Origin of the sequence: Saccharophagus degradans 2-40 (assembly GCF_000013665.1) — a bacterium.
Lineage (GTDB): Bacteria > Pseudomonadota > Gammaproteobacteria > Pseudomonadales > Cellvibrionaceae > Saccharophagus > Saccharophagus degradans.
On sequence record NC_007912.1, the window covers coordinates 4663344 to 4687960 of the forward strand.

The following is a 24617-nucleotide window of genomic DNA, read 5'->3' on the forward strand; positions in this document are numbered from 1 at the left end:
GGTCGCTCTGGTATAAAACGCGCCTCTTTTCGGCCACCGACAAATGATTGTGCATTTTTTAGCCACTCAGGCCGAGGTATACCGAATTCCACAAGCACTTAATGGCTGCTCATTTACAGACCAGCCAGTTCAGACAATTTATGAGGCAAAACAATGGCTAAGGTTTGTCAGGTTACAGGTAAACGCCCAGTAACAGGCCACAACGTATCTCACGCAAAAAACCACACTAAGCGTCGTTTTTTGCCAAACTTACACTCTCACCGTTTTTGGGTAGAGTCTGAGAAGCGTTTCGTTAAACTGCGTATCTCTACTAAAGGTATGCGTATCATCGACAAGAAAGGTATCGATACCGTTCTAGCTGAGCTTCGCGCTCGCGGCGAAAAAGTTTAAGCCGGCTAGAGACTGAGGAGAAAACATCATGAGAGATAAAATCCGTTTGAATTCAAGCGCAGGTACAGGTCACTTCTACACTACGACCAAAAACAAGCGCAACATGCCTGGCAAGTTCGAGATCAAAAAGTTTGATCCTGTAGCTCGCAAGCACGTAATGTACAAAGAAGGCAAAATCAAATAAGATTTTTCTTCGCGGTACACTAAAAGCCCAGCATGTCTGGGCTTTTTTGTGCCCGTAAATAGTTCAGAGGCTCCTTTACACTAAAGCCGCACGGAGATTGCCATGCCAGAGTTACCCGAAGTAGAAACCACCCGCCGCGGTATACTCCCCCACCTAGAAGGCAAACGCGTTAAAGCCGTTAGCGTGCGCAATCGCTCCCTGCGCTGGCCCATCCCAGCAGACCTAGCCCAACAAATTCAAAACAAAACCCTGCGCACTATTCACCGGCGCGGTAAATACCTACTGCTTGAGTTTGCCAATGGGCACGTTATTTGGCACTTGGGGATGTCTGGCAGTTTACGCATTATTAAGGCCGACGAACCACCCATGGTACACGACCACGTGGATATAGCATTTGGCGGTAACCTCGCCCTGCGCTACACAGATCCGCGCCGATTTGGCGCCGTATTATGGACAAACGAAGCCATTCTCGAGCACAAGCTACTCAACCACCTCGGGCCAGAACCACTAACCGACGCATTCAACAGCGCCTACCTGTTCGATAAAAGCCGCAAGCGCAGCCAAAGTGTTAAAACGTGGATTATGGACAGCAAGGTAGTGGTTGGGGTGGGCAACATTTACGCTAACGAAGCTTTATTTAACTCTGCTATTCACCCACTAAAAGCCGCGGGTAAACTCAGCCAAAAGCAGTGCGATATTTTTTGTAGCGAAATTAAAAGCGTGCTTGCCAAAGCCATAGAACAAGGCGGTACAACGCTAAGAGACTTTGTAGGCGGAGATGGTAAACCGGGTTATTTTGCGCAGGAACTAAACGTATACGGCCGTGGGGGCAAGGCCTGTAAGAAATGCCGCAAACCTCTTACAGAAAAAAAACTAGGGCAGCGCACCACCGTGTACTGCACCCATTGCCAAAAATAAATGGCAGCTAATAGTTCATACCCAAGCCGTAAGCGCGACGCGATTTAGGCTCTGGTAATTGGTAGCTTAAAACCGGTGAATTAACTTCTACAAATGCCGGTGCACTTTCAAAGGCGAGGTCAGACTGAATAATACGCAGCTTATAGCCGTATACTCCATTCTTTAAAACCACCTGCGACAGCGCTTGAATTGATTGCCCTTGAGCAATTAATTCGAATTCGCCACCTTGATAATTGCGATATAACTCTATGTGCTTTTGGTCTTCGGTATTCACCAAGCTCCAATCTACTCCCACTACAAATGTCGCATCATCTGACAAACTGGGAACTTCCAAGCTCGGTGCCGCATAACTTTTGCCAGCCAGCAAAATTACACACACTACCAAAGCCACTTTACTAAGCAGCCTGTTCATACTAACTCCTTGATTCATCCTTTAGGTAAAACGCGCCTTAAATGTGCGCGCAATATAAAAACGCCTTCTAGTGAGGCTTTATATTTTTGCAGCCGAAACGACCATTCCCCTAGCAGCAGACATTAACGGATGCACAAAATAAACTCTGTTATAAAAATGTAAAGTAAAAACACTTGATAATATGCAGCGCGCCACACTATCGCTTAATTAATCAGACAACCTAAACGACAACCCCCTCCATTTTAAAGCCACTACTGCGCCAAAGCGGCCTTCTGCAACGCAACCAATTCCGCCACACCTTTCTTAGCTAAGCTAAACATGCCCGCAAACTGCTCATCGGTGAACGGTTTTTTCTCGGCAGTACCTTGAATTTCAATCAAGCCGCCTTCCTCTGTCATCACCATATTCATATCGGTTTCTGCGTTGGAATCTTCTGGGTAATCCAAATCCAACACCGGCACGCCCTCATAAATACCCACAGAAACCGCTGCAACCATATGCACTAACGGGTCGGTGGTAATCATTTTTTCGCGCTGCAAATAACGAATGGCATCTACCAACGCCACAAGTGCACCGGTTATAGAAGCAGTTCGCGTGCCACCATCGGCCTGAATAACATCGCAATCTATTACAATAGAATGCTCACCCAGTGCCGTTAAATCGACAGCGGCGCGCAAAGAGCGGCCAATTAAACGCTGGATTTCTACCGTGCGCCCACCCTGCTTACCGCGTGCAGCTTCACGCCCCATACGCGAGCCCGTAGAACGCGGCAACATCCCGTATTCTGCTGTTATCCAACCCTGCCCCTGCCCTTTTAAAAAGCGGGGCACACCGGCTTCTACAGAGGCCGTACATATAACCTTGGTATCGCCAAAGCAAACTAAAACAGAGCCCTCAGCGTGACGAGTAAACTGACGAGTAATAGTTACGTCACGTAGTTGTTCTGGAGCGCGGCCACTTGGTCGTTGCATGATGAATCCTTTAGTAAATACGTTGGGCTTAAATTATGGGCGCGAATTATAACAGGGAAAGCCCGCAAAGGTTGGCGCGCAGGGTAATGCACGCCGAAATTAGCAATGGCTCCAGTGCAGCTCCCGCCCTGTGGTAAGATGCACCCCGTTAACACAACGCTTTTAGCAAACAATAAATTCACACAAATAGAGGAACCACTATGCCACGCAGCATGACGGGCTTTGCACGATTAGAACAACAATACGACTGGGGCACCCTCTCCTGCGAAGTTCGCACAGTAAACCACCGCTATTTAGAACCCACTATTCGCATGCCCGAATCCTTGCGTGCCACCGAGCCCAAATTGCGCGATCAAATACGCAAAAAACTCAGCCGCGGCAAAGTAGAAGCCAACGTGCACCTGCGCACAGAAGCGGCCGACTCCTCTAACCTTGGCTTAAACCTTACTCTAGCAAAACAATTGGCAAAAATGAGTGAGCAACTAAGCGCAGAACTGGCTAACGCCGCCCCCATTAACCCAGTAGAGATTCTGCGCTGGCCGGGCGTAATTCAAACCGCAGAAGTAGACGCCGAAGTACTGCAAGCTGCCACCACCGAGCTATTTAATAAAACGCTGGACCAGCTCATCGCCAACCGCGACCGCGAAGGCGCCGAACTAGGCCAACTTATAGAGCAGCGCCTAAACGCCATTGCCGAGCATGTGGTAGACGTACGCAAGCGCGTACCCGAAATACTTGCCCAATTTCAAGAAAAGCTACACGCAAAACTAGAAGCGCTAAAAATAGAAGTAGACGAAGATCGCTTCCACCAAGAAGTTGTTTACGTAACACAAAAATCCGATGTAGCAGAAGAGCTAGACCGCCTTGAAGCACACCTAACCGAAGTGCGCCTAGCCCTAAAACAAAAAGGCCCCATCGGCCGCCGGTTAGATTTTTTAATGCAAGAATTAAACAGAGAAGCCAACACACTCTCATCGAAATCCATGGCGAGTGACACCACTCAAACCGCTGTAGATTTAAAAGTACTTATCGAACAAATGCGCGAACAGATTCAAAATATCGAATAACTCGCCAATCCCACCCTCCCGCAGGGTGGGCACCACCCACCACAATAGCCTCCCACTCAAACACTTCACCTATACACACCCCACTCAAACACACTGCCCTACTCCATCAAACAAGAGACAAGTCTCAAACTGCGCACATTGTGGCACCCTAAGTATTGTCTGCTTACAAGGTAAACAAAGCGCACTTGCCACCGGTACGTTGGTTATTGTCCAATGGCGGCGCAACTCTTTTCGCGTAAAAGGAATTACTCGGCCATGATGGTCTCTCACCCATTACCCATTCCACTGCCATTTACGTCAGAGCTTTACGGCGTGCGCCTTTTTAATGGCTGCTGGCTTTTTGCCAAACAAACCTTTCAGCCATCCTACTGGATGATGTTAAAACGCGAAGGCTTTAGTGGTGACCTGGTAGGCAGCAGCAGCGAGCTTTCGCTGGTGTTAGGCATGCTTGGCGCCGAGCACCTGCGTGCTATATACACCCTATACCACGGCACCCCGCCCACCCACTACTTCGACTTTAGTTTGCGCGGCGATATAGAACACCTGATATTATCTGGCAGAATTAAAGCCTTTTATTTGAGCGAAGATAAAACTGAGCGACTGGGCAACCCGCAAGACGTGCTGTACGCCACCCCAGAAACCATCGATTTAAACTGCGAAAGCCCCGTAATTGTTCAGCGATACCGCCTAGCGGAAGAATTAGCCAAAGACATAATGGCCCGCTGGACCCAAAAAGATGCCGAAGACCTAGCCCACTGGGACAGATTTTTCCTATGGCGCAAAGGTTATGAGGTATACGACATAACCGCCGAAGCCTTCGATACGGTGTACGATTTTATAGTAGGGTTAAAAGACATTGCAGTATTCGTTGTAGAGCTATCTTACGAATCCGCTAAAACCCATCTAAAAGTAAACCGCGCTTTACTAGAAATGACCTACAAAGGCGCAACGGGTGACATAGACGGCCTAAACGCAGACCTCGCTAAAATAGGCGTAATGGTCGACGAAAAAATCGACAGCGCCCAAAAACTTATCGCCCAAGCCGAACAGGGCAAAAAGATATTCGACGCCCTTGTTAACGACCCCCTAACCCGCAACTTAATATTCGATTTTTTAGACAGCCTGTACCAAAGTATCAGCTACCGCGAAAGCCGCACACTCAAAGCACGAATTGTTTTTGAAATAGGCATAGAAGTACTTTTAGTACTCGCCACCGCAGGCATAGGCAACGTAGCCCGCCGCACCGCCCAAACCGCCCGCGCCACCACCAACGCAATAAAAGCCACCAAAACCGCCCAACGCATAGGCCCGTTTACAAAACATGCTTTGGATTTAATGGCGGACTTGGGGAAGGTGCTACACAAACCGATAAATGTAGAAGAAATTAAGCCAATAAAACAGCTTGAGATACCGGATTTTGGTAAACTTAGTAAGTCGGAGTTGGATGGGGTTGGTGGTAGTAAGGCAACGGTGAAAGCGCCTGAGAGCTGGCCTAGTACCGCCACAGTACGTGAGAGGGAACGTGCTCCAAACAAAATTAATGCTAGAGTTGCAGGGCAGCTTGATCCCGAAACGGCTAAAGTCTATACAGAGATTAATGCATCTAGGTCAAATCTAGTAAAACCAAGAAAACCAACTGTAGATAATCCAAATATTAGCCAAACAATTCCTAATGCCGACGGTAGTTCAACCTATGTGCTTAAGTCGAGTAGTCCAAACGTGAATAATTTGAAAGTTACATATGACGCTGAAGGCTTCCCAGATTTCAGCCCTTACCTATATGATAAAGGTGTAAACACAGTTAATATTAAATTAACTGGGAATCGAAATCAGGACTTTGCGTTAGCAAATCAGTTGGCAGGTTTTGGAAACTCGGCGAAATCTACTCCCAAACACTTTACATGGCATCATCATCAGGATTTAGGTGTGATGCAACTAGTTAGAACGGATGTTCATAAATTGTCACCTCATACTGGTGGTGTTTCAATTTGGGAAAAGGCTTTTGGGTTTGATTATGTGGGTAAAAATAAAGTTAATCCGTATTTGGAGTGAGTTAGTCGATGGAATTAGAGATTACACCAATAGCTGGTGCAATTAGTGAATCAGCTATCAGAGATTTTGAAGAAAATATCGGTATGCCATTTCCTCCTGATTATAGGGAGTTCATGTTAAAATATAATGGCGGTGACCCATTGAAATGTGTTTTTAAATTTCAAAACGCTACAGGCCCATATTCAGATTCAATTATTCGTTATTTTTTTGCTTTCTCGGATGATTATGATGAGAGCATTAAGCATAACCATGAAGCTTATACTTTAGCTGATAGAGTACCTAAGAATATTTTACCAATCGCTGAAGACCCTGGCGGTAATATTGTATGCTTATCTTTAGCGGGTGATGATGTAGGTAAAGTTTATTTTTGGGATCATGAGCAAGAAGGCTTAACAGAGGCTTCTGCAACTTATGAAAACTTAGAGCTAATTGCGAATAGCTTTACTGAATTCGTTGATGGTTTAGAAGAAGAAAGTTATTAGGCCTGTTAACACTATTTTGTGTTATGTGAAAAAGGGGACAGTCTTATTTAACCCATTGTTTGGTTTGATTGTTTCACGCTTTAAAGGAAAGGGCCGATGTAAATAGATCTGTCCTCTTTAATTACGGAGATACACCGCAAAGCCGCATAGACGGCCTAAACGCAGACCTCGCTAAAATAGGTGTAATGGTCGACGAAAAAATCGACAGCGCCCAAAAACTCATTGCCCAAGCCGAACAGGGCAAAAAAATATTCGACGCACTGGTTAACGACCCCCTAATCCGCAACTTAATATTCGACTTTTTAGATAGCCTGTACCAAAGCATCAGCTACCGCGAAAGCCGCACATTCAAAGCACGAATTGTTTTTGAAATAGGCATAGAAGTACTTTTAATACTCGCCACCGCAGGCATAGGCAACATAGCCCGCCGCACCGCCCAAACCGCCCGCGCCACCACCAATGCAATAAAAGCCACCAAAACCGCCCAACGCATAGGCCCGTTTACAAAACACGCCTTAGATTTAATGGCAGACTTGGGGAAGGTGCTGCACAAGCCCATTAGAGTTGAAGAAATAAAGCCGATAAAGAAGCTTGAGATACCGGATTTTGGTAAACTTAGTAAATCGGAGTTGGATGGGGTTGGTGGTAGTAAGGCAACGGTGAAAGCGCCTGAGAGCAGGCCTAGTCCCTCTACGGTGCGTGAAGGAGGAGGTTTTCCAAACAGGTTAACAAGTGGTTTAACCGATGATGCTGCATCCATCATTTCAAGCTCAACTAAAGGTCAGCTTCGAAAACAGGCTGCCTTATCTCGAGCAGGTGTTGATGAATTAGATATCGTTAGTAAAAATTATACAAACTTACCTGGCTCAGCGAAGAACTTTCCAGGGGTTCGTAGATTAGATGATCAGTTCTTTGTTATTGACGATCAGGCTGCGTATATAAGACAAGTCGAAAAGCTTTATGCAGATTCAGGAAATACTTTCAACTCTGTTACTCGTTCCAGAATATTAGAGCACATTGGAGATGGTACTAAACAGTTCCCAACGCAAGCAGGTATTCCTGGTTTACACGCAGAAATTCAATCAGTAAACAATGTAATACATCAAGTACCAGCAGGCTTTGATTTATCGAGAATAAATGTCTCGACAATCAAATTAGCTCCTGGCCCTGGGCAAGGTTTGCCATTTCCAGCATGTAGTAATTGTGGAGGCATTTTGTCGAATTCAGTAAATATTTTGACAGGAGTTAAGTAACATGCTCAGACTGAAAAAAAGTGCATTAACAGAAAAGACAGGAAAACTTTTTTATAATAACGATTTTTTCTCTGGAATTGCTTTCACTATGAGTCAAGGTGAAATAGTAAAAGCAATTAAAATTTCAGAAGGGATGGAAATAGGACAGTATTCCCCAAAATATTTACCTAGATATGATCATAGAATCATCGATATAGAGATTTTAGATCCTGAAGATGAAAACGATTATGAGCCATTTCTATGCTTAAATGGGGTTCGTTTTAATGGTATCGCGCTAGAGTTTGATGGAGACTTTTGCACTGGAGAGTTATTATTTGTAAGAGGATGGTCTGACTCACAAGTTACCTACTATAAAACGGGGTGCTTAGAGTCAATAGAACTTATTGAGGATGGCTTCTCACAAATTTATCAATGGCACGAAAATGAGCAGTTAAAAAAATACGAAGTTACGTCTCGAAATTCTTTTTCTTTTAATTTGGTGTTTAATGAAGATGGATACTTGTCTGCGCTAGGAATGGAAGGTGATTACTTCAATCAGGTAAAACTGATATCGGATAAATTAGCGATTCCAGCATTTAAAAATGAACACTTTATAGATGAGTTAAAGACATCAGAGTCTTTGTCTATTTCTGGCAATTCCGTTACAGATAGATTATTTAAAAGGTTAATCTCTTCGGGTGCACTACAACAAACGGATAATATTAGCCTCTTCGATACATCAGTTACAAAAGAAGGCCTACATTTACTGAAAGCGAATAGCAGGCTTAACAAGCTGTTTATTAATTCTAATACAATAAAATTAGAGGACGTAAAGATATTAAAGTCTGACAAGCCAGATTGCCACATTGAGCTCAACCGAGAGGAAGTATTAGCTTAGCTGTTTGATAGTAGGATTCGCCAACTGCCCCACTTGCCGAGTTGTTTCCCGTAGACGGTATATAGGCAAAAAATTTAAAGCCCTATACCCTGGTATTCAGCTGAACATATTTGCCGGAGAATAAGTGTGGATAAATGGTCATACAGAGAGCTTCAAGAATATATCCATGAGGATATTGAAGAATTTATGGGAGATGGACTAAATATTCGACAGGCTTCCTCACGTGTGCAAGTTGAGCATGCGAAGTCTATTGAGCAGAGTGAGCAAGAGAAACTAATTATCCACATAGTTTTGTGTGATAAAGGTGTAAAGCATGGATTTCTCAGAGGCGACATTAACAAACAAACTTTAGAATTATTAATTCGCATCCACCTTGAGCGGTGTACCTAGTACCTTAGTGAAGAGGAACTCTCGAAGCTAGAGAATGACATGAGTTGTAGAACTTCGGATCTTCTTGTGTCACGAGACTGAATAGGCCGCCTCCAACAATATCTTTATTATTAGTAAGCGTCGCACTAGAGAATCGTTTAATTTTATTTAATAAATAATCAATCAGAATAAAGATTCTTCAACTTTAAGCTTTTCCCGCACCTCGTGATCGGCTTGCCGAGTTGTTTCTGGAAGTCTATATTTAGGTGAAAGCTTCAACACCCAATTTGTTGCTGCTGATAACGAAATTCGATGTCCAATGGAAACATAAATCGGGTTAACTCCAGTTTGAGTTCTCAAAACATTGCCAATCACTTCGTTATTATCGACCAGTGGCGCAACATTTCCTCTTTCCAAGCCAACACCATCAAATTCTCCTAGCAGGCGAGTCTTTCCACAGCCAATAGTTGGCACATCAAAAATAACGCCTAAGTGACAAGCCAAGCCAAAACGTCGGGGGTGCGCATAACCTTGACCATCGCATACAATTAGATCTGGTGAATTTTTCAACTTTGCAAAAGCTTTTATTAATGGTGGAAGTTCTCTAAACGAGAATAGACCGGGAACATAAGGGAATTGCACCTTAGCCTCTGCTGTAACTTTTTCAACCACTTCCAATGTTTTAGCATTTAGAACAACTATAGCGGCAATTAACTTGTCACTATTTTTGGCATAGGCTACATCTACTCCAGCCACTAGCTGAATATGGCCATACCGATCATCTTTAACAACTTTCGACGTTAGCTTGTCTTGCATTGCTAGCGCTTCGCCCTCGGAAAGTTCCCACGAGTGATTCATTTTTGGCAACATAAGTAGTTTAATACCCGATAAGTACGACGCTTTATTGACTAATTAGTGACAATATATTTCTGTAAAAACAATAATTTGGCTCTGTTAACCTTGCTTCTAGACCACAGTTAACCCAACCTTGGCTAGGTAGCTATACGTTTTATCATAATAACTTTTCGGCCTTGTTGGATCTTCATTATCGCCTTCCGGCACCACTATAACCATACCCTGACGAGCACGCGTTAGTAAAACTCGATAGGCATTTTTTTGATACATCTTACGTTCTGATTTATTTATTTTTTGCCACTTATTTCCTCTAAAAGAGAAATTATTCCAACCTTCGGCTGTATACCTAAAGTCTGCATCCCATACCAAGCATGTCCAATCTAGCTCAAGCCCTTGCACATGAAATTCAGTAGCAACATCCTCTAAATAATACGAAGAACGAACATCATCTTTACCGTCCAGAAACCAGTTAACGGGATTTACCGGCGCTTTCACATGAACACCTAGGGGCCGCAATCTTTCAGCTTGAGATGAAACAACTATGCCGTAACGCTCTGAGCCCCTGGCCTGGCTCTTCAACCATTTGCGCGCACTATCTAGATTACGGGTTAACGTAATCGGATAGTTTTGAAATAGCTGACTGTAAGTCTGCTGGGCCTCCGCTAATTCCATATCTAAAAGTTGTTTTACAAACAGCGATACTTTTTCACTTCGAAATGATCGCATTGAAGTTTGCAAATGTAATTCAGGTAAAAAATTTGAGCCTTGGATAGAGCGCAACTCAGAGATTGTTGCTGCTCCACCATATTCACTATCTTTCAATTGATCTGAAGCGTATATCTTCCATTTAGGGAAAGACTCTTTGATTGCATGAGACCAGCCATGTATACCGGCCTCACCTTTGTTGATTTCTTGGCCTCCACCCACCAGACAAATCACCACAGCCCAATCTTTATGCCTATCCATACATGAAATGAGAAATTCAGGCTCCGACTGATCAAAATTGAGCTGGCCTTTTTTCATTCTCATGAAGTCTACGGTTTGTTGCTTGTTCCAAGCACGTTGCGCCTCATCAAAAATTACCACATGTTCAGCCGGCGCTTTATTAAGATCAGCCAAACCATCATCTCGAAAATGATGAACATTCTGAATGAATGCTTTTACTTCGCTTCGCGCAGCACCAATTTTAATTTTCTCGCCATTTTGTTTCGCGCGCGCAACCTTGTCTCGAGCAAGAGCCTCCTGAAGAATAGCAACCAGCGGGCCATTACCCGACAAAAAAACACTATATAGCTCATCGTCTTGATCAATATGCGCGGTAGCGATATTTAAACCCACTAAAGTTTTACCTGCTCCAGGAACACCTGTTACAAACACAATAGATTTTTCTTTGTTTTCCTTTGAAGATTTAATTATTTCAGAAACAGAAGAAGAAGTTTTACTTAAGTTAATTGCGCCGGCATCACTACGAGATATATCAACAACGGAATGGCCGTTATATAGCGCGAGTGTAGCCTCAATAATTGTAGGAGTAGGTTTGTATCCACTCTCCTCCCAATGTTTAACATTAATGAAATTTCCTGTGACTAAGGTTAATACTCGAGAGATAACTTTTTCTAGATTTGTACTGTTACAACAAATAGGGGAAAACAGTGCATCTTGGGGCGGGCCGACAATTACGTCTTCTCTACTTTTAGATGCTGTAGATACCAAAATAGGAACAATATGTGCGCTGTGACTGCCTTCATGGAAATTGCGTAAATCAAGTGCATAGTCTGTAACCTGATCAAGGTCGGCCCTTAAAAACGACGATGCGCCTACCTTAAACTCAACAACGAATATAACCCCGTCAATTACTAGCAGCACGTCAATACGCTTACCCATCCGTGGAATAGAGTATTCAAAGTAGATTGTTCCATCGGAATTTTGAAGGATAGATTGCAGCAGTAATATTTGTGCGACCCAAGCGTCGCGTTGCGTACTAATAAGCGCAAACTTATGCTCAAGCACCAACTGGCCGACTATTTGATCCGGGTTATCTGCACAAAAACCTGCAATAGTATTTTTATAATAGGCTCGATTCATTCCATTACACTAACTCAGCTAAGGCTGAGCCATCCGTTGATTTTGGTTTTCAAGTAAAAGCTCAAGTTCGTCACCAGACAATACTCGCAACTTTTTTTGACCACTCGCGAAGTATGTTTTCAACAAATACGCCATCATTTAACCATTATTAATATGTAGCTACATTAAATAATTTGCCCTCCCCAAAAAGCCCGGCAAGTGATGCCCACCCCACCTACGACTGCCCCCACCCAGCCATAACAACCCTCAAACCGAACAAAAAACACCCAACCACCCCAATTTTACCTAGCAGCGCTTAATGTAATCGGTTACAGTATTACAACAATAACGTGAGAGGTTTTCATGCGGAATAAATTACATCTATTAACGCTGGCGGCGTGTGTTGCGCTTGCGGCTTGTGGCGGGGGCTCTTCAACTAAGGAAGGCGGTTCGTCTTCTAGCTCTTCGAGCAGTAGCTCTAGCAGCTCATCCAGCAGTTCTAGTTCGTCTAGTAGCAGCTCTAGCTCATCTAGCTCTAGTTCTTCATCGAGCTCATCCAGTTCTTCTAGCTCCTCGTCTAGCTCTAGCTCGTCTAGCAGTTCTAGCGGTGGGTTAATTCCCAACGCAACCATAAACGGCACCGCTTACTGTCGCAGTAACGATTCCGACCCCGATGGGGATGGCTGGGGTTGGGAGAATGCGAGTAGCTGCGTGATATACGGCTCAGCGCAAGACCCAGGTGTGGGCGATTTGGCATATTGCGTCATTGGCGCAGATACCCCCAGCTTCTGCACTACCGATAACGGTAGCTGGGGCTATGAGAATGGCGCAGAGTGCTTATCGCGCAGCTTGTGCCCAGGGGTAATGGAGCGCACTCAAACGGCCATGAGCGATACGCCGGTAAACCCTAACGCCAATACCACCACCAAGGCTGTTTACACTTACCTTAAGCAGCAATGGGGCAGCAAAATGCTAACCGGGCAGATGGATTTGACCTGGAAGGACAGCATTGATGAGTACCAGCGCGTAATTAACGATACCGGCAAAGCCCCCGCAATTATGGGCTACGACTATATGAATTACGGTATTGAGAGCAGTTTTATTAGTGGCCTTGAGCAAACAGAAGAAGCTATTGTCCACTGGCAGCGCGGCGGCTTAGTGACTTTTGCTTGGCACTGGCGAGACCCGAACGTAAGCGGTAGTAACATTGGCGAGTTTTATACGGCTGATACGAGCTTTCAAATCCCAATTGCCAATGGTCAACTGGATGAAAGCAGTCAGAGCTTTATAAATATGCAGGCCGATATCGATATGATAGCGGCAGAGCTGCAAAAGCTAGAAGATGCCGGCGCTGTGGTGCTGTGGCGCCCCTTGCACGAAGCTTCTGGCGGTTGGTTCTGGTGGGGCCGTACGCGTACCGATTCGGTATCTGCCGCTTATGCACAAGTGCTGTTGTGGCGCCACATGTACACCCGCCTTACTGATCATCACGGTTTAGATAATTTACTTTGGGTGTGGAACGGGCAAAACAGCGCTTGGTACCCAGGCGATGAATATGCCGATATTGTAAGTCACGACATTTACGACGGCGCGAAAAATTACGAGTCGCAATTAGCCGTATATAACGATACGAAAAACACCCCCATGCAAACCAAAATGGTGGCGCTAAGCGAGAACAGTAATATTCCCGACCCAGATGCCATGCAGGCCGATGGCGCTTGGTGGTTGTGGTTTATGGTGTGGAACGACTCGGATACCGCGGAAGGCGTAACCCACGAAAACAACTTTTGGACAGGTGAATATTACAACTCTAACGCCCATAAGCAGCATGTTTACAATCATGAGCTGGTTATTACGCTGGATGAGTTACCTAGCTTTGACTAGCGTTTAAAAAGCTAACTTGTGCAATATAAAAAGGGTGCCTTTTGCGAGGCACTCCAGTTTATTGATAAACCCCTCTATTATATTTGCGAAGAACTTGATCATTCTAAATCCGTAAATTCTTAGGGTGAAAGCTCAAAAAACGTATGAATATGACCGCCATGGATGGTGGAAATGCCGTTTTTGCAGGAGCAAAAAACGGTGTCCCTATAACTTGCTCAATTCGTCCCGACAACTGCTCCTGCGTTGTTCTAACATCGCCATCCGTGGCGAAGCATGAATTGAGCATTTTTGATCTTTCACCCTAAGAATTTACTCGCTGTGTTGCTTGGGGAAGGTTTGTCATCACTCTGAAGGGTGCCTGTTGCGAGGCACCCTTTTTACTTTCTAACTCGCTTTTTGCACCCACTGTTTTACAGGCTTTGCTTAGCTATAGAAGCAAAGCCCTATTAATTAAACGCTTGCTACTTATGGCGATAATTTGCCATTTGCACCACATTACTAGGGATTGGTTCGCTATCTGTCATTTCGAGGGTAGGTAAAAACGGGTTGGGGAAATCACCGCGGCGGGTTTGTTCGTACCTATCTTTAGCTAGGCCGCTAGCAAACCTAAATAGAGCGTCGTCTAACATGCGCTCCATGGGGTAAAAGTGCTCTATTTTGCCGTTAGCATCTTTACTTTTTTTCTTAAATTGATTGATATGCAAGCCCAATGCTATGGCTCTGTCATCGTCTAGTGCGGCACCGCCATCCTGATATAGCGTATCCGTAACCCACTTGCCGGCATCCGAGGCGTGGCCCTGTACGCTTAAATCGGTATTGCTTACCCAATCAATAGGCTTATCTAGCTCTAAAAACTTCTCTATTACTACGTCTACGTCGGCCTCGTCTATTTCGCCACTTACTATCATTAAATTTAATAGTTCGTTGGCCCAACGGCGCAAAATTTCGTTTTCTAAATCCTCTAAGCGCGGCCTACCAGGGTAGGGAATAATAAGCGTGTATCGGCTAAATGCTTCTACAGCCAGCACCGTAAATAACCCACTGCGCGGCCTGTTTTCTATTACATGGCATTGCCAGCATATTTGTTGCGCATTGGTAGTTAACGGTTGGGTGCCTACGCGCTTACCATCGGGGCTTGGAATTCTAGGCGCATCCAGCTTTAGCCAATTGGCCATCGCTTTCGACGCGGAAAATAAGATGGTGAACTGCATACAGCCCTCTGTAGGTAATAGAAATGCTTCTTAGGTAGTAGAGTATCCTACACGCTAGCAGGCAGCGGTAAAATACTAATTTACTTTTCGAGAAGGTGTAGGAGCAACGTCTATGGGCACAACGCAACCCGCAGCCACTTGATTGCGGCCTTGCGCCTTAGCTTGATAAAGCAGTTTATCGGTAGTTTTTAGCCAGCGGTGAATATCTACACCTTCTGAAACGGAGCTAACCCCAATACTAACTGTATATTTGATTGTATTATCGGAACTGACAGGCAGCTCGGTGGATTCGATAGTAGCGCGAATGCGTTCTGCCATTAGCCCGGCAAGCTCTAGGTTTTGATCGGCCAAAATAACGGCGAACTCCTCGCCCCCTATGCGCGCAAACACATCACTATCGCGAATCATGCCTGCAATTTTTTTAGAAAATTGGCGCAACACTTCGTCGCCAATATCGTGGCCATAGTGATCATTTACATATTTAAAATGGTCTATATCTAAAATTAGCAGCGACAGTGTGCGCTTTTGCCTCATTAGCTGAATGGCGCGCTCTTCAAACCCGCGACGGTTATATATTTTAGTAAGGGGGTCTAGCCGCGCCTGTGTTTCTGCCCTACTCCATTTAACACTTAGCTCTCGGTTTCGGCTTTGGGTGCACCAAAATACCAGCGAGATAACCATGTTAAAGGCAAGAAACAACTGAATTAACCCTAATTGAATTGGCGCGGCAAAATGCGCACCCGGGCCAACCTGCCACATATAGGCAGAAGAGGTAATAGTAGCAATAACCAAGTTAACCACAATTACACCAAAAAGACTTAGCCTATAAGCGGCCATAAAACATATGCCGGTAAGCAAATACAACAACGGTAAACCGGATGCATACACTGCCAAGCTAGCTGTAGCGGCCCCTACAATGCCTACCACAAGCTTGTAGCCATCGTTATTTAACAGGTTGCGCCAGTGAGTGATATTTACTATTAATACCAATGGCGTAAGCAGCAATATGCCTATCGAATCGCCCAGCCACCAGGTTAACCATACTCGCGAAAACGCTCCGCTTTCTACAAGCCCAGCTAAAGCGAGCGCACTTACGCCAATTGTAGGGCTCACCACCCAAAATAATGCAATTACAGAGAACGCAATGACATCTTGCACTTGCTTAAATACTCGCTCGCGGCCGCGCACAGCACTTAACAGCTTGCAACTTATTAATACAGCTATAACCTCACCCACACCAATGGCTATACCGGCTAGTACTGCAGCAAAGCTAGGCTGACTGAATAGTAAAGGTAGGGTATTTGCGAGGGTAGCAGCAACAAATATGGAGGGGTAAGTGCGGCGTCCCCAGAGAATGGCTACCCCCCAAGCTAGCCCTGCGGCAGGGTATAGGGGTGTGACATTACTTGGGGCAACAGCTAGCAGCATACTCGCCCCTGCTAATGCGAGGTAAGCCAATATAAACGGTACACTATGCCTAAATCCTAACCTAACCAATATTCCCATCCATACTTGCGCCTCTGGGAGGTTTTCCAATAAACCTACACTATGTAGGTGTTTAACATTCACAGATATATTAGTTCAAATTAGCTAAAAACTACTTCTAGAAGCCTTAAATCAAAAAATAAAACCGCATTTGGCCCTATTTTATTGCCTACGCCACGCTTGCCCCAGGCCAACTCTGGAGGCACTGCAAACTCATAGCGCCCACCTACCTGCGCTAGCTGTAACCCCTCTTGAATACCAAGTATAGCTTCCTTCAGCGCAAAGTGATCTGGCATACCAGCTTGATAGGTATCAGCTATTACTTTGCCATCTGCCGTTAGTATGCGCTGATTAACGACCACTGTATCGGTAATTTGCGGCTGCAGACCATCGCCTTTTTCCAGTTCGCGCATATATAAGCCCGACGGTAGTGCCACTACCCCAGGTTTACGCGCATATTTTTCTAAAAAGCCCTCGCTGGCTTTTCTATTTTGCCCCGAAGAGCCTTTGTTTAATTTTTTACCTTTCATGGGCGCCTAGTTTTAATTTCGTGCATATAAAAGAGTTAGCTCACCATAATAAACCACCCCGCCAGTATTTAAGCCCAATAAATTGATGAGTTTTTACGGCTGCAAATAACCTTAGGGTCTAAAATGGTTTATGATGTGTATTCCGCTTTCGCGATTTTAAAACACGCTAACACGAGCCGAGCAATGACACCTACTGGCACCCTTTACACCGTCTCTGCACCCTCTGGCGCAGGCAAAACCAGCTTGGTTTCTGCACTAATTGATACCACTAGCAACATCATGGTCTCTGTTTCACACACCACACGCGCCAAGCGCCCTGGTGAGCAAGAAGGGGTGAACTACCATTTTGTTAGCCACGAGCAGTTTGCCACTATGGTGGAAAACAACGCATTTTTAGAGCACGCGCAGGTGTTTACTAATTTTTACGGCACCTCTAAGCAATGGGTAGAAGACACCCTAGCCAAAGGCATAGATGTTATTCTAGAAATAGACTGGCAAGGCGCGCAGCAGGTACGCAAACTCATACCTGCTGCAAAAAGCGTTTTTATTTTACCGCCTTCGCGCGAATGCTTACGCGAGCGCTTAACGGGCCGCGGGCAAGACGACGAGAGCGTGATAGACGCCCGCATGGCAGAAGCCAAAAGCGAAATATCTCACTATGTAGAAGCGCAATATTTAATAGTGAACGACGACTTTGACACTGCTTTGACCGAATTTCGATCGATAGTCGTTGCAAACCGTCTAGCCCTTGAAAAACAACAGGACAAGCACCAAAGTTTACTAGAGAGCCTATTGTCCTAGTTGCACATTTTGCGTACACTGCGCAACCCATTTTTACTATGCAACATCTCACTGGATTACCAAAATGGCACGAATTACTGTAGAAGATTGTTTAGATTACGTTGATAACCGCTTTGAATTAGTGATTGTAGGCAGCAAACGTGCTCGCCAAATTGCTACTCAAGGTAAAGAGCCACTAGTAGCGCCAGAGAACGATAAACCAACCGTTATCGCTTTGCGCGAAATTGAATTGGGCTTAATCGACGATGCGTTCCTAGCTGCAACTGACGCAGAACCCGTAGAACACTTCGCAGAGCCATCTGAAGAGAACGCGGATAACCTTTACCCCGAAGCCTAATATTAAAGGAGGCCAGTTACACTTTGCTCACCATTGATTCGCTGAGTCATAGACTGTCCTCCTATCTGGAACCCACCCAGATTAACCGGGTTAAGCGCGCGTACTACTACGCAGAGCAAGCCCACACAGGCCAGTATCGCCGCAGTGGCGAACCCTATATTACCCATCCTCTTGCGGTAGCTAATATTCTTGCGTCTGTGCATATGGATCATCAAAGCTTGATGGCCGCCATGCTGCACGATGTAATTGAAGATACCGGTATAGGCAAACAAGCTATTGCCGATCAATTTGGCTCCACCGTTGCCGATATAGTCGACGGCGTAAGTAAACTAGCCAAAATCGAATACGAAACCCAAGCGGAAAAGCAGGCCAAAAACTTCCAAAAAATGGCCCTTGCTATGGCGCAGGATTTGCGCGTAATTGTTGTGAAGTTATCCGACCGATTACACAACATGCGCACCTTAGGTGCCCTCCCCCCCGAAAAAAAGCGCCGCATAGCCAAAGAAACCTTAGAAATTTATGCCCCCATTGCCCACCGTTTGGGCATGAACGACTGGCGTATAGAGTTTGAAGACCGCGGCTTTGCGGCCATGCACCCGCTGCGCGCGTCTCGCCTACAGGCATCCCTTAGCGAAGTGCGCGGTAACCGCAAAGCGTTAGTAGAAAAAATTCAATCGGGCATAGAAACAAGACTACAGCGCGAGAATATCGACGGCTTGGTTATTGGCCGCGAAAAGCACCTGTACAGCATTTACAACAAAATGCGCAGCAAACATAAATCTTTCAAAGAGATTATGGATGTATACGCATTTCGCATAATTGTGGAAGATATAGACACCTGCTACCGCGCACTCGGTGCTATCCACAACCTATACAAGCCTAAACCGGGCGAATTTAAAGATTACATCGCCATCCCCAAAGAGAATGGCTACCAGTCGCTACACACCATTGTAATTGGTGTGCGCGGCGTGCCCATCGAAGTGCAAATTCGCACCAAAGAGATGGATGAGCTATCTAGCCGTGGTGTAGCCGCCCACTGGCTGTATAAATCTAACGATGTTAATTCCGTGCACTCAGGTAGTTACGATCGCGCTAACCGCTGGATAAAACGCCTGCTAGAAATTCAAGAGCACACCAATAGTTCGGTTGAGTTCGTCGAAAACGTTAAAATCGATTTATTCCGCGATGAAGTGTATGTGTTTACCCCTAAAGGCGCGATTATAGAACTACCCGCCGGCGCAACACCCGTCGACTTCGCATTTGGCGTACACACGCAAGTGGGCAATACCTGTGTGGCCTGTCGTATTAACGATCGCCCCGCCCCGCTATCGCAAGTATTAGAAAGCGGCCAAAAAGTTAAAATTATTACCTCCGAGAATTCACAGCCCAACCCTAATTGGCTCAACTTTGTCGTAACCGCTAAAGCGCGCAGCGCCATTCGCCACTACCTCAAAAACCAACGCCATATGGAGTCGGTGGAGCTGGGCAAACGCATGCTAATGCGCGCGCTGGCAAACTTAGATATAAATTTAGAAGAACTAAACGAACAGCAACAAGGCTACTTGTGCGAGCAAACCCAAGTGGCAAGTATGGAAGAGCTGTACGAAAGCATTGGCTTTGGCAATAAAGCCGCCTACAGCGTGGCAAAAATATTACAGCCCGAATCCGACACCAGCAGCGATACCCTAGCGCCTATTACTATCGATTCTGCCGATAGCCTGCTTATTAGCTTTGCGCGCTGTTGCCGCCCCATACCGGGCGACCCTATCATCGGCCATATGAGTACCGGCAAGGGCATTGTGGTTCACCGCGATAGCTGTAAAAACGTCACCGACCTTGTAAGCAAGAAAGAGAATATTTCTACTATTAACTGGTCCGCACAGGTTGCCGGCGAGTTCTTAACAGAAATTAGGGTGGAAGTTAAATCTGAGCGCGGCATTATTGCCACACTGGCCACGCGCATAGCTCAAACCGGCACCAGCATTGAAGGCATACAAGTAGAAGAACGCGATGCCGAAAGCAGTGTTATTACGCTAGTCATTGCGGTTAATAACCGCATTCATCTCGCCAACGTTATGCGCTCTATTCGCACTATGCGATCTGTAGCTCGCGTTTCACGCGGCAAAAATTAATTTACTTAAAACACTTATATTTTTAGGGACACGACTATGCCCAATAAAGCTATTATTCATTCCGATAAAGCCCCAAAAGCCATTGGTACATACTCACAGGCAGTTAAAGTTAGCGACACCGTATACCTTTCTGGCCAAATTCCATTAATTCCAGAAACAATGGAAATGATCGAAGGCGATTTCGCTGCGCAAGCCACTCAAGTATTTAAAAACTTGCAAGCGGTGTGCGAAGCGGCAAACGGCTCACTTAAAAATATAGTTAAGTTAAATATTTATTTAACCGACTTGAGCAACTTCCCAATTGTTAACGAAGTGATGAGCCAGTTTTTTGAACAGCCTTACCCTGCTCGTGCAGCAATAGGCATTAGCGAGCTACCCAAGGGTGCGCTTGTTGAAGCAGACGGTATAGCGGTTATTTAATAGTTTGCTGTATACCTACTATTTACTGTGTGCCACATTGTTAGATTACGGCACACAGTAAAATTTTTAATTCATTAAGCCTTTTGCTTAGCACTTCTAAGCACAACAAAGCCTAATACAGCAGACACAAGCGAACCGAACACAATGCCTAAGCGCTCATCTATAACGCTGTTAATTCCACTCTCTTGAAACGCTAGCGAGCCAATAAATAAGCTCATAGTAAAACCAATACCACACAACACAGCCACACCGTACAAATGCACCCAGCGCATGCCTTTGGGTAATTTTAGCCAGCCAAACAATACACATACACCACAAAACAGAAACACGCCTAACTGCTTACCAAAAAACAAGCCGCTGGCAATACCTACTGGTACAGAGTGGGTAAAATCTTCTACCCCCATGCCTATAAAACGAATACCTGAGTTAGCGAAGGCAAAAATAGGCAGAATTAAAAACGCCACCGGCGCGTGTAATTCGTGCTCTAAAAATTTTAATGGCGAAGGTATTTTAATTTCTGGATGAGGGCGCGCGGCTGTCATTGGAATAAAAAACGCCAGTATTACACCGCCTAAAGTAGCGTGCACACCAGACTTTAACAGCGCCACCCACATAACCAAACCAATTAGCAGGTAGGCACGCAGAGTGGTTACGCCACTGCGATTGCAAATAAATAAAATCGCACAGCATATAGCCGCCACCACTAGAGCAAGCATAGAAATTTTCGATGTATAGAAAAACGCAATAATTAAAATTGCGCCTATATCGTCGAATACCGCAATGGATGTGAGAAATATTTTAACGGTTACCGGTACTCGGCTACCCAGCAACGCCAGCACACCCAGCGCAAAGGCAATATCGGTAGCGGCAGGTATTGCCCAGCCAGATAAGGCAAGAGGGTTATCTTTGTTTATCCACCAGTAAATTAACGCTGGCACAAGCATACCGCCTATAGCCCCCACAGCCGGCAGTGCAATTTTGCGCGGGTCGGAAAGCTCACCCTCGAGCAACTCGCGCTTTAACTCTAAACCCACCAATAAAAAGAACACCGCCATAAGGCCGTCGTTAGTCCATAACAACAATGGTTTTTCTAATGCAAAATCACCGAGGGAAATAATAAAGGGGGTATCGATAAGTAAATCGTAGTGCCCGTAAAAAGGGCTGTTTGCAAGCAGCATGGCCAGTGCAGCTGCAACAATCAGTAAAATACCGCCAGCAGTTTCTTGCTCAAAAAAACGTTTGATGGGGTGGGACTTACGAGTTTTCACGGTTCTCCTCATTAAGCAACTAAGTGTTAACCCTAGGCGGCCCTAGGCATGCACTACAGTGCATTTTTGCAAAAATAAACCAAAAGCATATGACAATTTATATTTAGGTCAGGGCTAAACCTATTGTTTCAAGCCTTATGCCTTTGTTACATCACTTTCCCATATTTTTTACGGGCTGGGGCCGCCGCTTTTTTAGTGCCCGCCCAATAATCGGCCTCTCTAAACCACAGGTTAACCGCCCACTTTTCGCCTTCTTCTACCGGCAACCCACCGTGCAAACTGTGCGGATGGCGATAGTTAGTACCGGGGTAACAATTATGGAATATAACCATGCGGCCTTTTTTAGCTTGCACTTCTAAATCTAGCTCAGGAAACCCTGTTCCCCCACCGGCGGGCACATCATTTAAATAAATTAAACACGTTACCAAGCGCTGGCCACCGCGCGCCATGCAGCGTTCGCCACGTTCGGTATTAAATTCCCAGGCATCAAAGTGAGATGAATATTCTTGGCTTACACCGTAATGGATAACCTGAAAAGACTCGGCATTTTGTAAACTAATACCTACTAGTTTACTTATTCGTTTTGCCAACGCATGGGTAACTTTGTTGTGATCGTGCGCTACCCAGCAGTTACTGCCCGTGCGGCCGGCGCTTTCAATGCCTTCTTTGCCAGAGCTCACCCTAGCGCGCTGCATTTTATCGCCAGCGGCTTTAATGATTTGAAACACTTCGGCTTGCGTTAAAAAATCTTCACAAATTGTAACCGAGGGGGTGTCGTTAACTTTAGTGCCCACGCCGTACTCTAGCGGGATGCTAAACGGCAACGCGTGGGCTTTAAGCGTTTCTTCTGATACCACCTCTACCGCTTTTTTGTTATCGCTAGCCGGTGCGGCGCTTTTATTACTACCTAATAAATTTTTAAACCCTGCGGCCAGTTTGCCAAAGCTGGAAGTCATCCTCGTTCTCCGTGTTCACCTAATACGTTGTTATTGTTGGGAATACTTACACAAATTACCCGTAAATACTTAACGACGCAATGATAGCTATCCCAGTGTAGCCCAACCGGCTCACGTTAAATGTGATAAAAACGTTATAACTTTGTGATAGGCGCATGACTTCCTTTATGTACAGTGGCCCCACTAACCCAAACACAAGGAGAAGATTATGCGTTTAACTCATATTGCTGCAGGCCTATGTATCGCCGCAGGCGCCGTTCAAACCCAAGCTGCTACCATTAGCGTTGAGATTACCAATGCTACCCACAGTATTCACTTTACCCCCATTTTGGCCGTTGCCCATACCGAGGCGAACCATCTGTTTCGCTTAGGCGAGGAAGCTTCCGATGGCTTGCAAATGATGGCCGAGGGCGGCTCGCTCGACGGCTTGCTAACCCTTGCAGACAGTATAGGTGCAGACACCGTAGCCAACCCGGCAGAAGGGTTATTGGCGCCAGGCGCAATGACCACAATTGCCAGCTGGGATACCGGCGATGCCGACCGCCTATCTATTGTGGCTATGCTGCTGCCTACAAATGACGGCTTTGTGGGGTTAGATTCATGGCAGATACCCAGCGAACCCGGCACCTACACCCTAACCCTTAATGGCTACGATGCTGGCACCGAAGCGAATGACGAACTGATAGTAGACGGTTCTGGCGCACCAGGCACCCCTGGCATCCCTGCTAACCCAAGCGGTAACAGCGGCACCATGGGCACAGGGGTAACTAGCGAAGAAAGCAACACCACGGTACATATTCACCGCGGCAATGTGGGCGACACCATGGTAGAAGGTGGCGCTAGCGATTTAGACTCCCGCGTTCACCGCTGGTTAAACCCCGTAGCCAAAGTGACCATTACTGTTCACTAATCAAGGAGGTTAACTATGCAATTCCCAGCACGAGCAAAACGCTCAACCCTTATCGCCATAGGTGGCTTAGCCCTTGGGCTAACAGCCTGCGGTGGCAGCGACAAGAAAACTATGGACCCAGAAATGATGCCCGAGCCAGTAATGGCCAGCTACGAGGTTACCATCACCAACGTCACCCACGGCCAGCCTTTATCGCCACCCGCTTTGTTTTTGCACACTTCGGATGTTAAAAGCTGGATGACCGGCAGTAGCGCGTCACAAGGCTTAGAGGTTTTAGCCGAATCGGGTAGTACTGCAGAGCTATTAGCTGCAACCAGCACAATTAACGCCGTTAGCGGGGATTCGGTAATCATACCCGGCGACCGTGCAACCTATACCCTTATGGCAGAGCTAGCTGCAGAGGGTGAAAACGACATTGAACTCACCGTTGTAAGCATGCTGGTGAACACAAACGACGCGTTTACCGGTGTGCAAAATTGGCATGTGGGCGAAATGGAAGTAATGGATGAAATGAAAGCGCTCGCCCCCGTATACGACGCCGGCACAGAAGCCAATGTAGAAACCCAAGCGACCATTCCCGGCCCTGCCGCGGGTGGCGAAGGCTACAACATGGAACGCATGGATACCGATAAGGTAAGCATGCACCCAGGCGTAGTAACCCAAGCAGACGGCTATGCCGAGTCCGCGCTTACACAAGCCCATAAGTTTGATAATGGCGCCATGGTAGTAGTGGTTAAACGCGTACAATAACGTTTAGTGCAACAACTGCCCTGTGAATAGCGGGGCAGT

The 24617-nt window shown here is 45.8% G+C and carries 26 protein-coding genes; 16 read left to right on the forward strand and 10 right to left on the reverse strand.

Annotation, left to right across the window (positions count from 1 at the left end):
- The first annotated feature begins 153 nt into the window (after nt 1-153).
- The 3 genes from rpmB (at nt 154) to mutM (ending at nt 1492) form a co-directional block, all read left to right on the forward strand.
- Nucleotides 154-390, forward strand: a complete 237-nt coding sequence (gene rpmB, locus SDE_RS19220; RefSeq protein ID WP_011470149.1) for a 50S ribosomal protein L28 — start codon at nt 154-156, stop codon at nt 388-390.
- Nucleotides 391-418: 28 nt separating this feature from the next.
- Nucleotides 419-574, forward strand: a complete 156-nt coding sequence (gene rpmG / locus SDE_RS19225) for a 50S ribosomal protein L33 (protein WP_011470150.1) — start codon at nt 419-421, stop codon at nt 572-574.
- 102 nt (nt 575-676) lie between these two features.
- Entirely contained in the window at nt 677-1492 is an 816-nt protein-coding gene (gene mutM / locus SDE_RS19230) for a bifunctional DNA-formamidopyrimidine glycosylase/DNA-(apurinic or apyrimidinic site) lyase (protein WP_011470151.1), read from the forward strand.
- A 7-nt stretch (nt 1493-1499) separates the two neighbouring features.
- On the opposite strand, the gene SDE_RS19235 is transcribed toward mutM, so the two are convergent.
- Nucleotides 1500-1904 (reverse strand): hypothetical protein, encoded by a 405-nt coding sequence (locus SDE_RS19235; protein ID WP_011470152.1) that lies wholly within the window; start codon nt 1902-1904, stop codon nt 1500-1502.
- Between the two features lie 251 nt (nt 1905-2155).
- Nucleotides 2156-2875, reverse strand: coding sequence for a ribonuclease PH (gene rph / locus SDE_RS19240; protein WP_011470153.1), 720 nt, complete (start codon nt 2873-2875; stop codon nt 2156-2158).
- 200 nt (nt 2876-3075) lie between these two features.
- Between rph and SDE_RS19245 the strand changes: the two genes are divergently transcribed.
- The 6 genes from SDE_RS19245 to SDE_RS19270 all read left to right on the forward strand — a co-directional run bounded on the left by SDE_RS19245 (nt 3076) and on the right by SDE_RS19270 (nt 8996).
- Entirely contained in the window at nt 3076-3942 is an 867-nt protein-coding gene (locus tag SDE_RS19245) for a YicC/YloC family endoribonuclease (RefSeq protein WP_011470154.1), read from the forward strand.
- A gap of 213 nt (nt 3943-4155) precedes the next feature.
- A complete protein-coding gene (locus SDE_RS23150; protein ID WP_041324910.1) occupies nt 4156-5994 on the forward strand; it encodes an HNH endonuclease in 1839 nt (612 codons plus the stop codon).
- A gap of 8 nt (nt 5995-6002) precedes the next feature.
- Nucleotides 6003-6476, forward strand: coding sequence for an SMI1/KNR4 family protein (locus SDE_RS19255; protein WP_011470156.1), 474 nt, complete (start codon nt 6003-6005; stop codon nt 6474-6476).
- Nucleotides 6477-6544: 68 nt separating this feature from the next.
- Nucleotides 6545-7729 (forward strand): YwqJ-related putative deaminase, encoded by a 1185-nt coding sequence (locus tag SDE_RS19260; RefSeq protein WP_011470157.1) that lies wholly within the window; start codon nt 6545-6547, stop codon nt 7727-7729.
- 1 nt (nt 7730) lies between these two features.
- Entirely contained in the window at nt 7731-8606 is an 876-nt protein-coding gene (locus SDE_RS19265) for a hypothetical protein (protein ID WP_011470158.1), read from the forward strand.
- 126 nt (nt 8607-8732) lie between these two features.
- Nucleotides 8733-8996, forward strand: coding sequence for a hypothetical protein (locus tag SDE_RS19270; RefSeq protein ID WP_041324912.1), 264 nt, complete (start codon nt 8733-8735; stop codon nt 8994-8996).
- A 162-nt stretch (nt 8997-9158) separates the two neighbouring features.
- Here SDE_RS19270 and nfi read toward each other — a convergent pair whose 3' ends face one another.
- From nfi to SDE_RS23220, 3 genes are all read right to left on the reverse strand, one after another.
- Entirely contained in the window at nt 9159-9791 is a 633-nt protein-coding gene (gene nfi, locus SDE_RS19275) for a deoxyribonuclease V (RefSeq protein WP_264359175.1), read from the reverse strand.
- A 150-nt stretch (nt 9792-9941) separates the two neighbouring features.
- A complete protein-coding gene (locus SDE_RS19280; protein ID WP_011470160.1) occupies nt 9942-11915 on the reverse strand; it encodes a DUF2075 domain-containing protein in 1974 nt (657 codons plus the stop codon).
- A 308-nt stretch (nt 11916-12223) separates the two neighbouring features.
- On the reverse strand, nt 12224-12526 hold the full coding sequence (locus tag SDE_RS23220) for a hypothetical protein (protein ID WP_338056771.1): 303 nt from the start codon (nt 12524-12526) through the stop codon (nt 12224-12226).
- Between SDE_RS23220 and SDE_RS19285 the strand changes: the two genes are divergently transcribed.
- Nucleotides 12525-13778: a glycosyl hydrolase gene (locus tag SDE_RS19285; protein ID WP_417750319.1), complete on the forward strand. Its 1254-nt coding sequence runs from the start codon at nt 12525-12527 to the stop codon at nt 13776-13778. The genes SDE_RS23220 and SDE_RS19285 overlap by 2 nt on opposite strands.
- A 461-nt stretch (nt 13779-14239) precedes the next feature.
- Here the strand turns inward: SDE_RS19285 and SDE_RS19290 are convergent, their stop codons facing one another.
- The 3 genes from SDE_RS19290 to SDE_RS19300 form a co-directional block, all read right to left on the reverse strand.
- Nucleotides 14240-14989 (reverse strand): hypothetical protein, encoded by a 750-nt coding sequence (locus tag SDE_RS19290; protein ID WP_011470162.1) that lies wholly within the window; start codon nt 14987-14989, stop codon nt 14240-14242.
- 75 nt (nt 14990-15064) lie between these two features.
- Nucleotides 15065-16525: a GGDEF domain-containing protein gene (locus SDE_RS19295; protein WP_143710926.1), complete on the reverse strand. Its 1461-nt coding sequence runs from the start codon at nt 16523-16525 to the stop codon at nt 15065-15067.
- Nucleotides 16526-16575: 50 nt separating this feature from the next.
- A complete protein-coding gene (locus SDE_RS19300) occupies nt 16576-17004 on the reverse strand; it encodes an FKBP-type peptidyl-prolyl cis-trans isomerase (RefSeq protein WP_011470164.1) in 429 nt (142 codons plus the stop codon).
- Between the two features lie 183 nt (nt 17005-17187).
- Here SDE_RS19300 and gmk point away from each other — a divergent pair, with 183 nt between their 5' ends.
- The 4 genes from gmk to SDE_RS19320 all read left to right on the forward strand — a co-directional run bounded on the left by gmk (nt 17188) and on the right by SDE_RS19320 (nt 20694).
- A complete protein-coding gene (gmk, locus tag SDE_RS19305; protein ID WP_041326049.1) occupies nt 17188-17805 on the forward strand; it encodes a guanylate kinase in 618 nt (205 codons plus the stop codon).
- Between the two features lie 64 nt (nt 17806-17869).
- Nucleotides 17870-18142 carry a DNA-directed RNA polymerase subunit omega gene (rpoZ, locus tag SDE_RS19310; RefSeq protein WP_011470166.1) on the forward strand — a complete coding sequence of 91 codons (273 nt, stop codon included), beginning with the start codon at nt 17870-17872 and terminating at the stop codon, nt 18140-18142.
- Between the two features lie 23 nt (nt 18143-18165).
- Entirely contained in the window at nt 18166-20274 is a 2109-nt protein-coding gene (locus tag SDE_RS19315; RefSeq protein ID WP_011470167.1) for a RelA/SpoT family protein, read from the forward strand.
- Between the two features lie 36 nt (nt 20275-20310).
- Nucleotides 20311-20694, forward strand: a complete 384-nt coding sequence (locus SDE_RS19320) for a RidA family protein (RefSeq protein WP_011470168.1) — start codon at nt 20311-20313, stop codon at nt 20692-20694.
- 74 nt (nt 20695-20768) lie between these two features.
- On the opposite strand, the gene nhaA is transcribed toward SDE_RS19320, so the two are convergent.
- Both nhaA and SDE_RS21620 read right to left on the reverse strand, forming a co-directional pair.
- Nucleotides 20769-21962: a Na+/H+ antiporter NhaA gene (gene nhaA / locus SDE_RS19325; RefSeq protein WP_011470169.1), complete on the reverse strand. Its 1194-nt coding sequence runs from the start codon at nt 21960-21962 to the stop codon at nt 20769-20771.
- 146 nt (nt 21963-22108) lie between these two features.
- The gene (locus tag SDE_RS21620) at nt 22109-22918 is read right to left on the reverse strand and encodes a prolyl hydroxylase family protein (protein ID WP_011470170.1); all 810 of its coding nucleotides are present in this window, start codon (nt 22916-22918) and stop codon (nt 22109-22111) included.
- 208 nt (nt 22919-23126) lie between these two features.
- Here SDE_RS21620 and SDE_RS19335 point away from each other — a divergent pair, with 208 nt between their 5' ends.
- Nucleotides 23127-23828, forward strand: coding sequence for a spondin domain-containing protein (locus tag SDE_RS19335; RefSeq protein WP_011470171.1), 702 nt, complete (start codon nt 23127-23129; stop codon nt 23826-23828).
- 15 nt (nt 23829-23843) lie between these two features.
- Nucleotides 23844-24578, forward strand: a complete 735-nt coding sequence (locus tag SDE_RS19340; protein WP_011470172.1) for a spondin domain-containing protein — start codon at nt 23844-23846, stop codon at nt 24576-24578.
- Nucleotides 24579-24617: the final 39 nt, after the last annotated feature.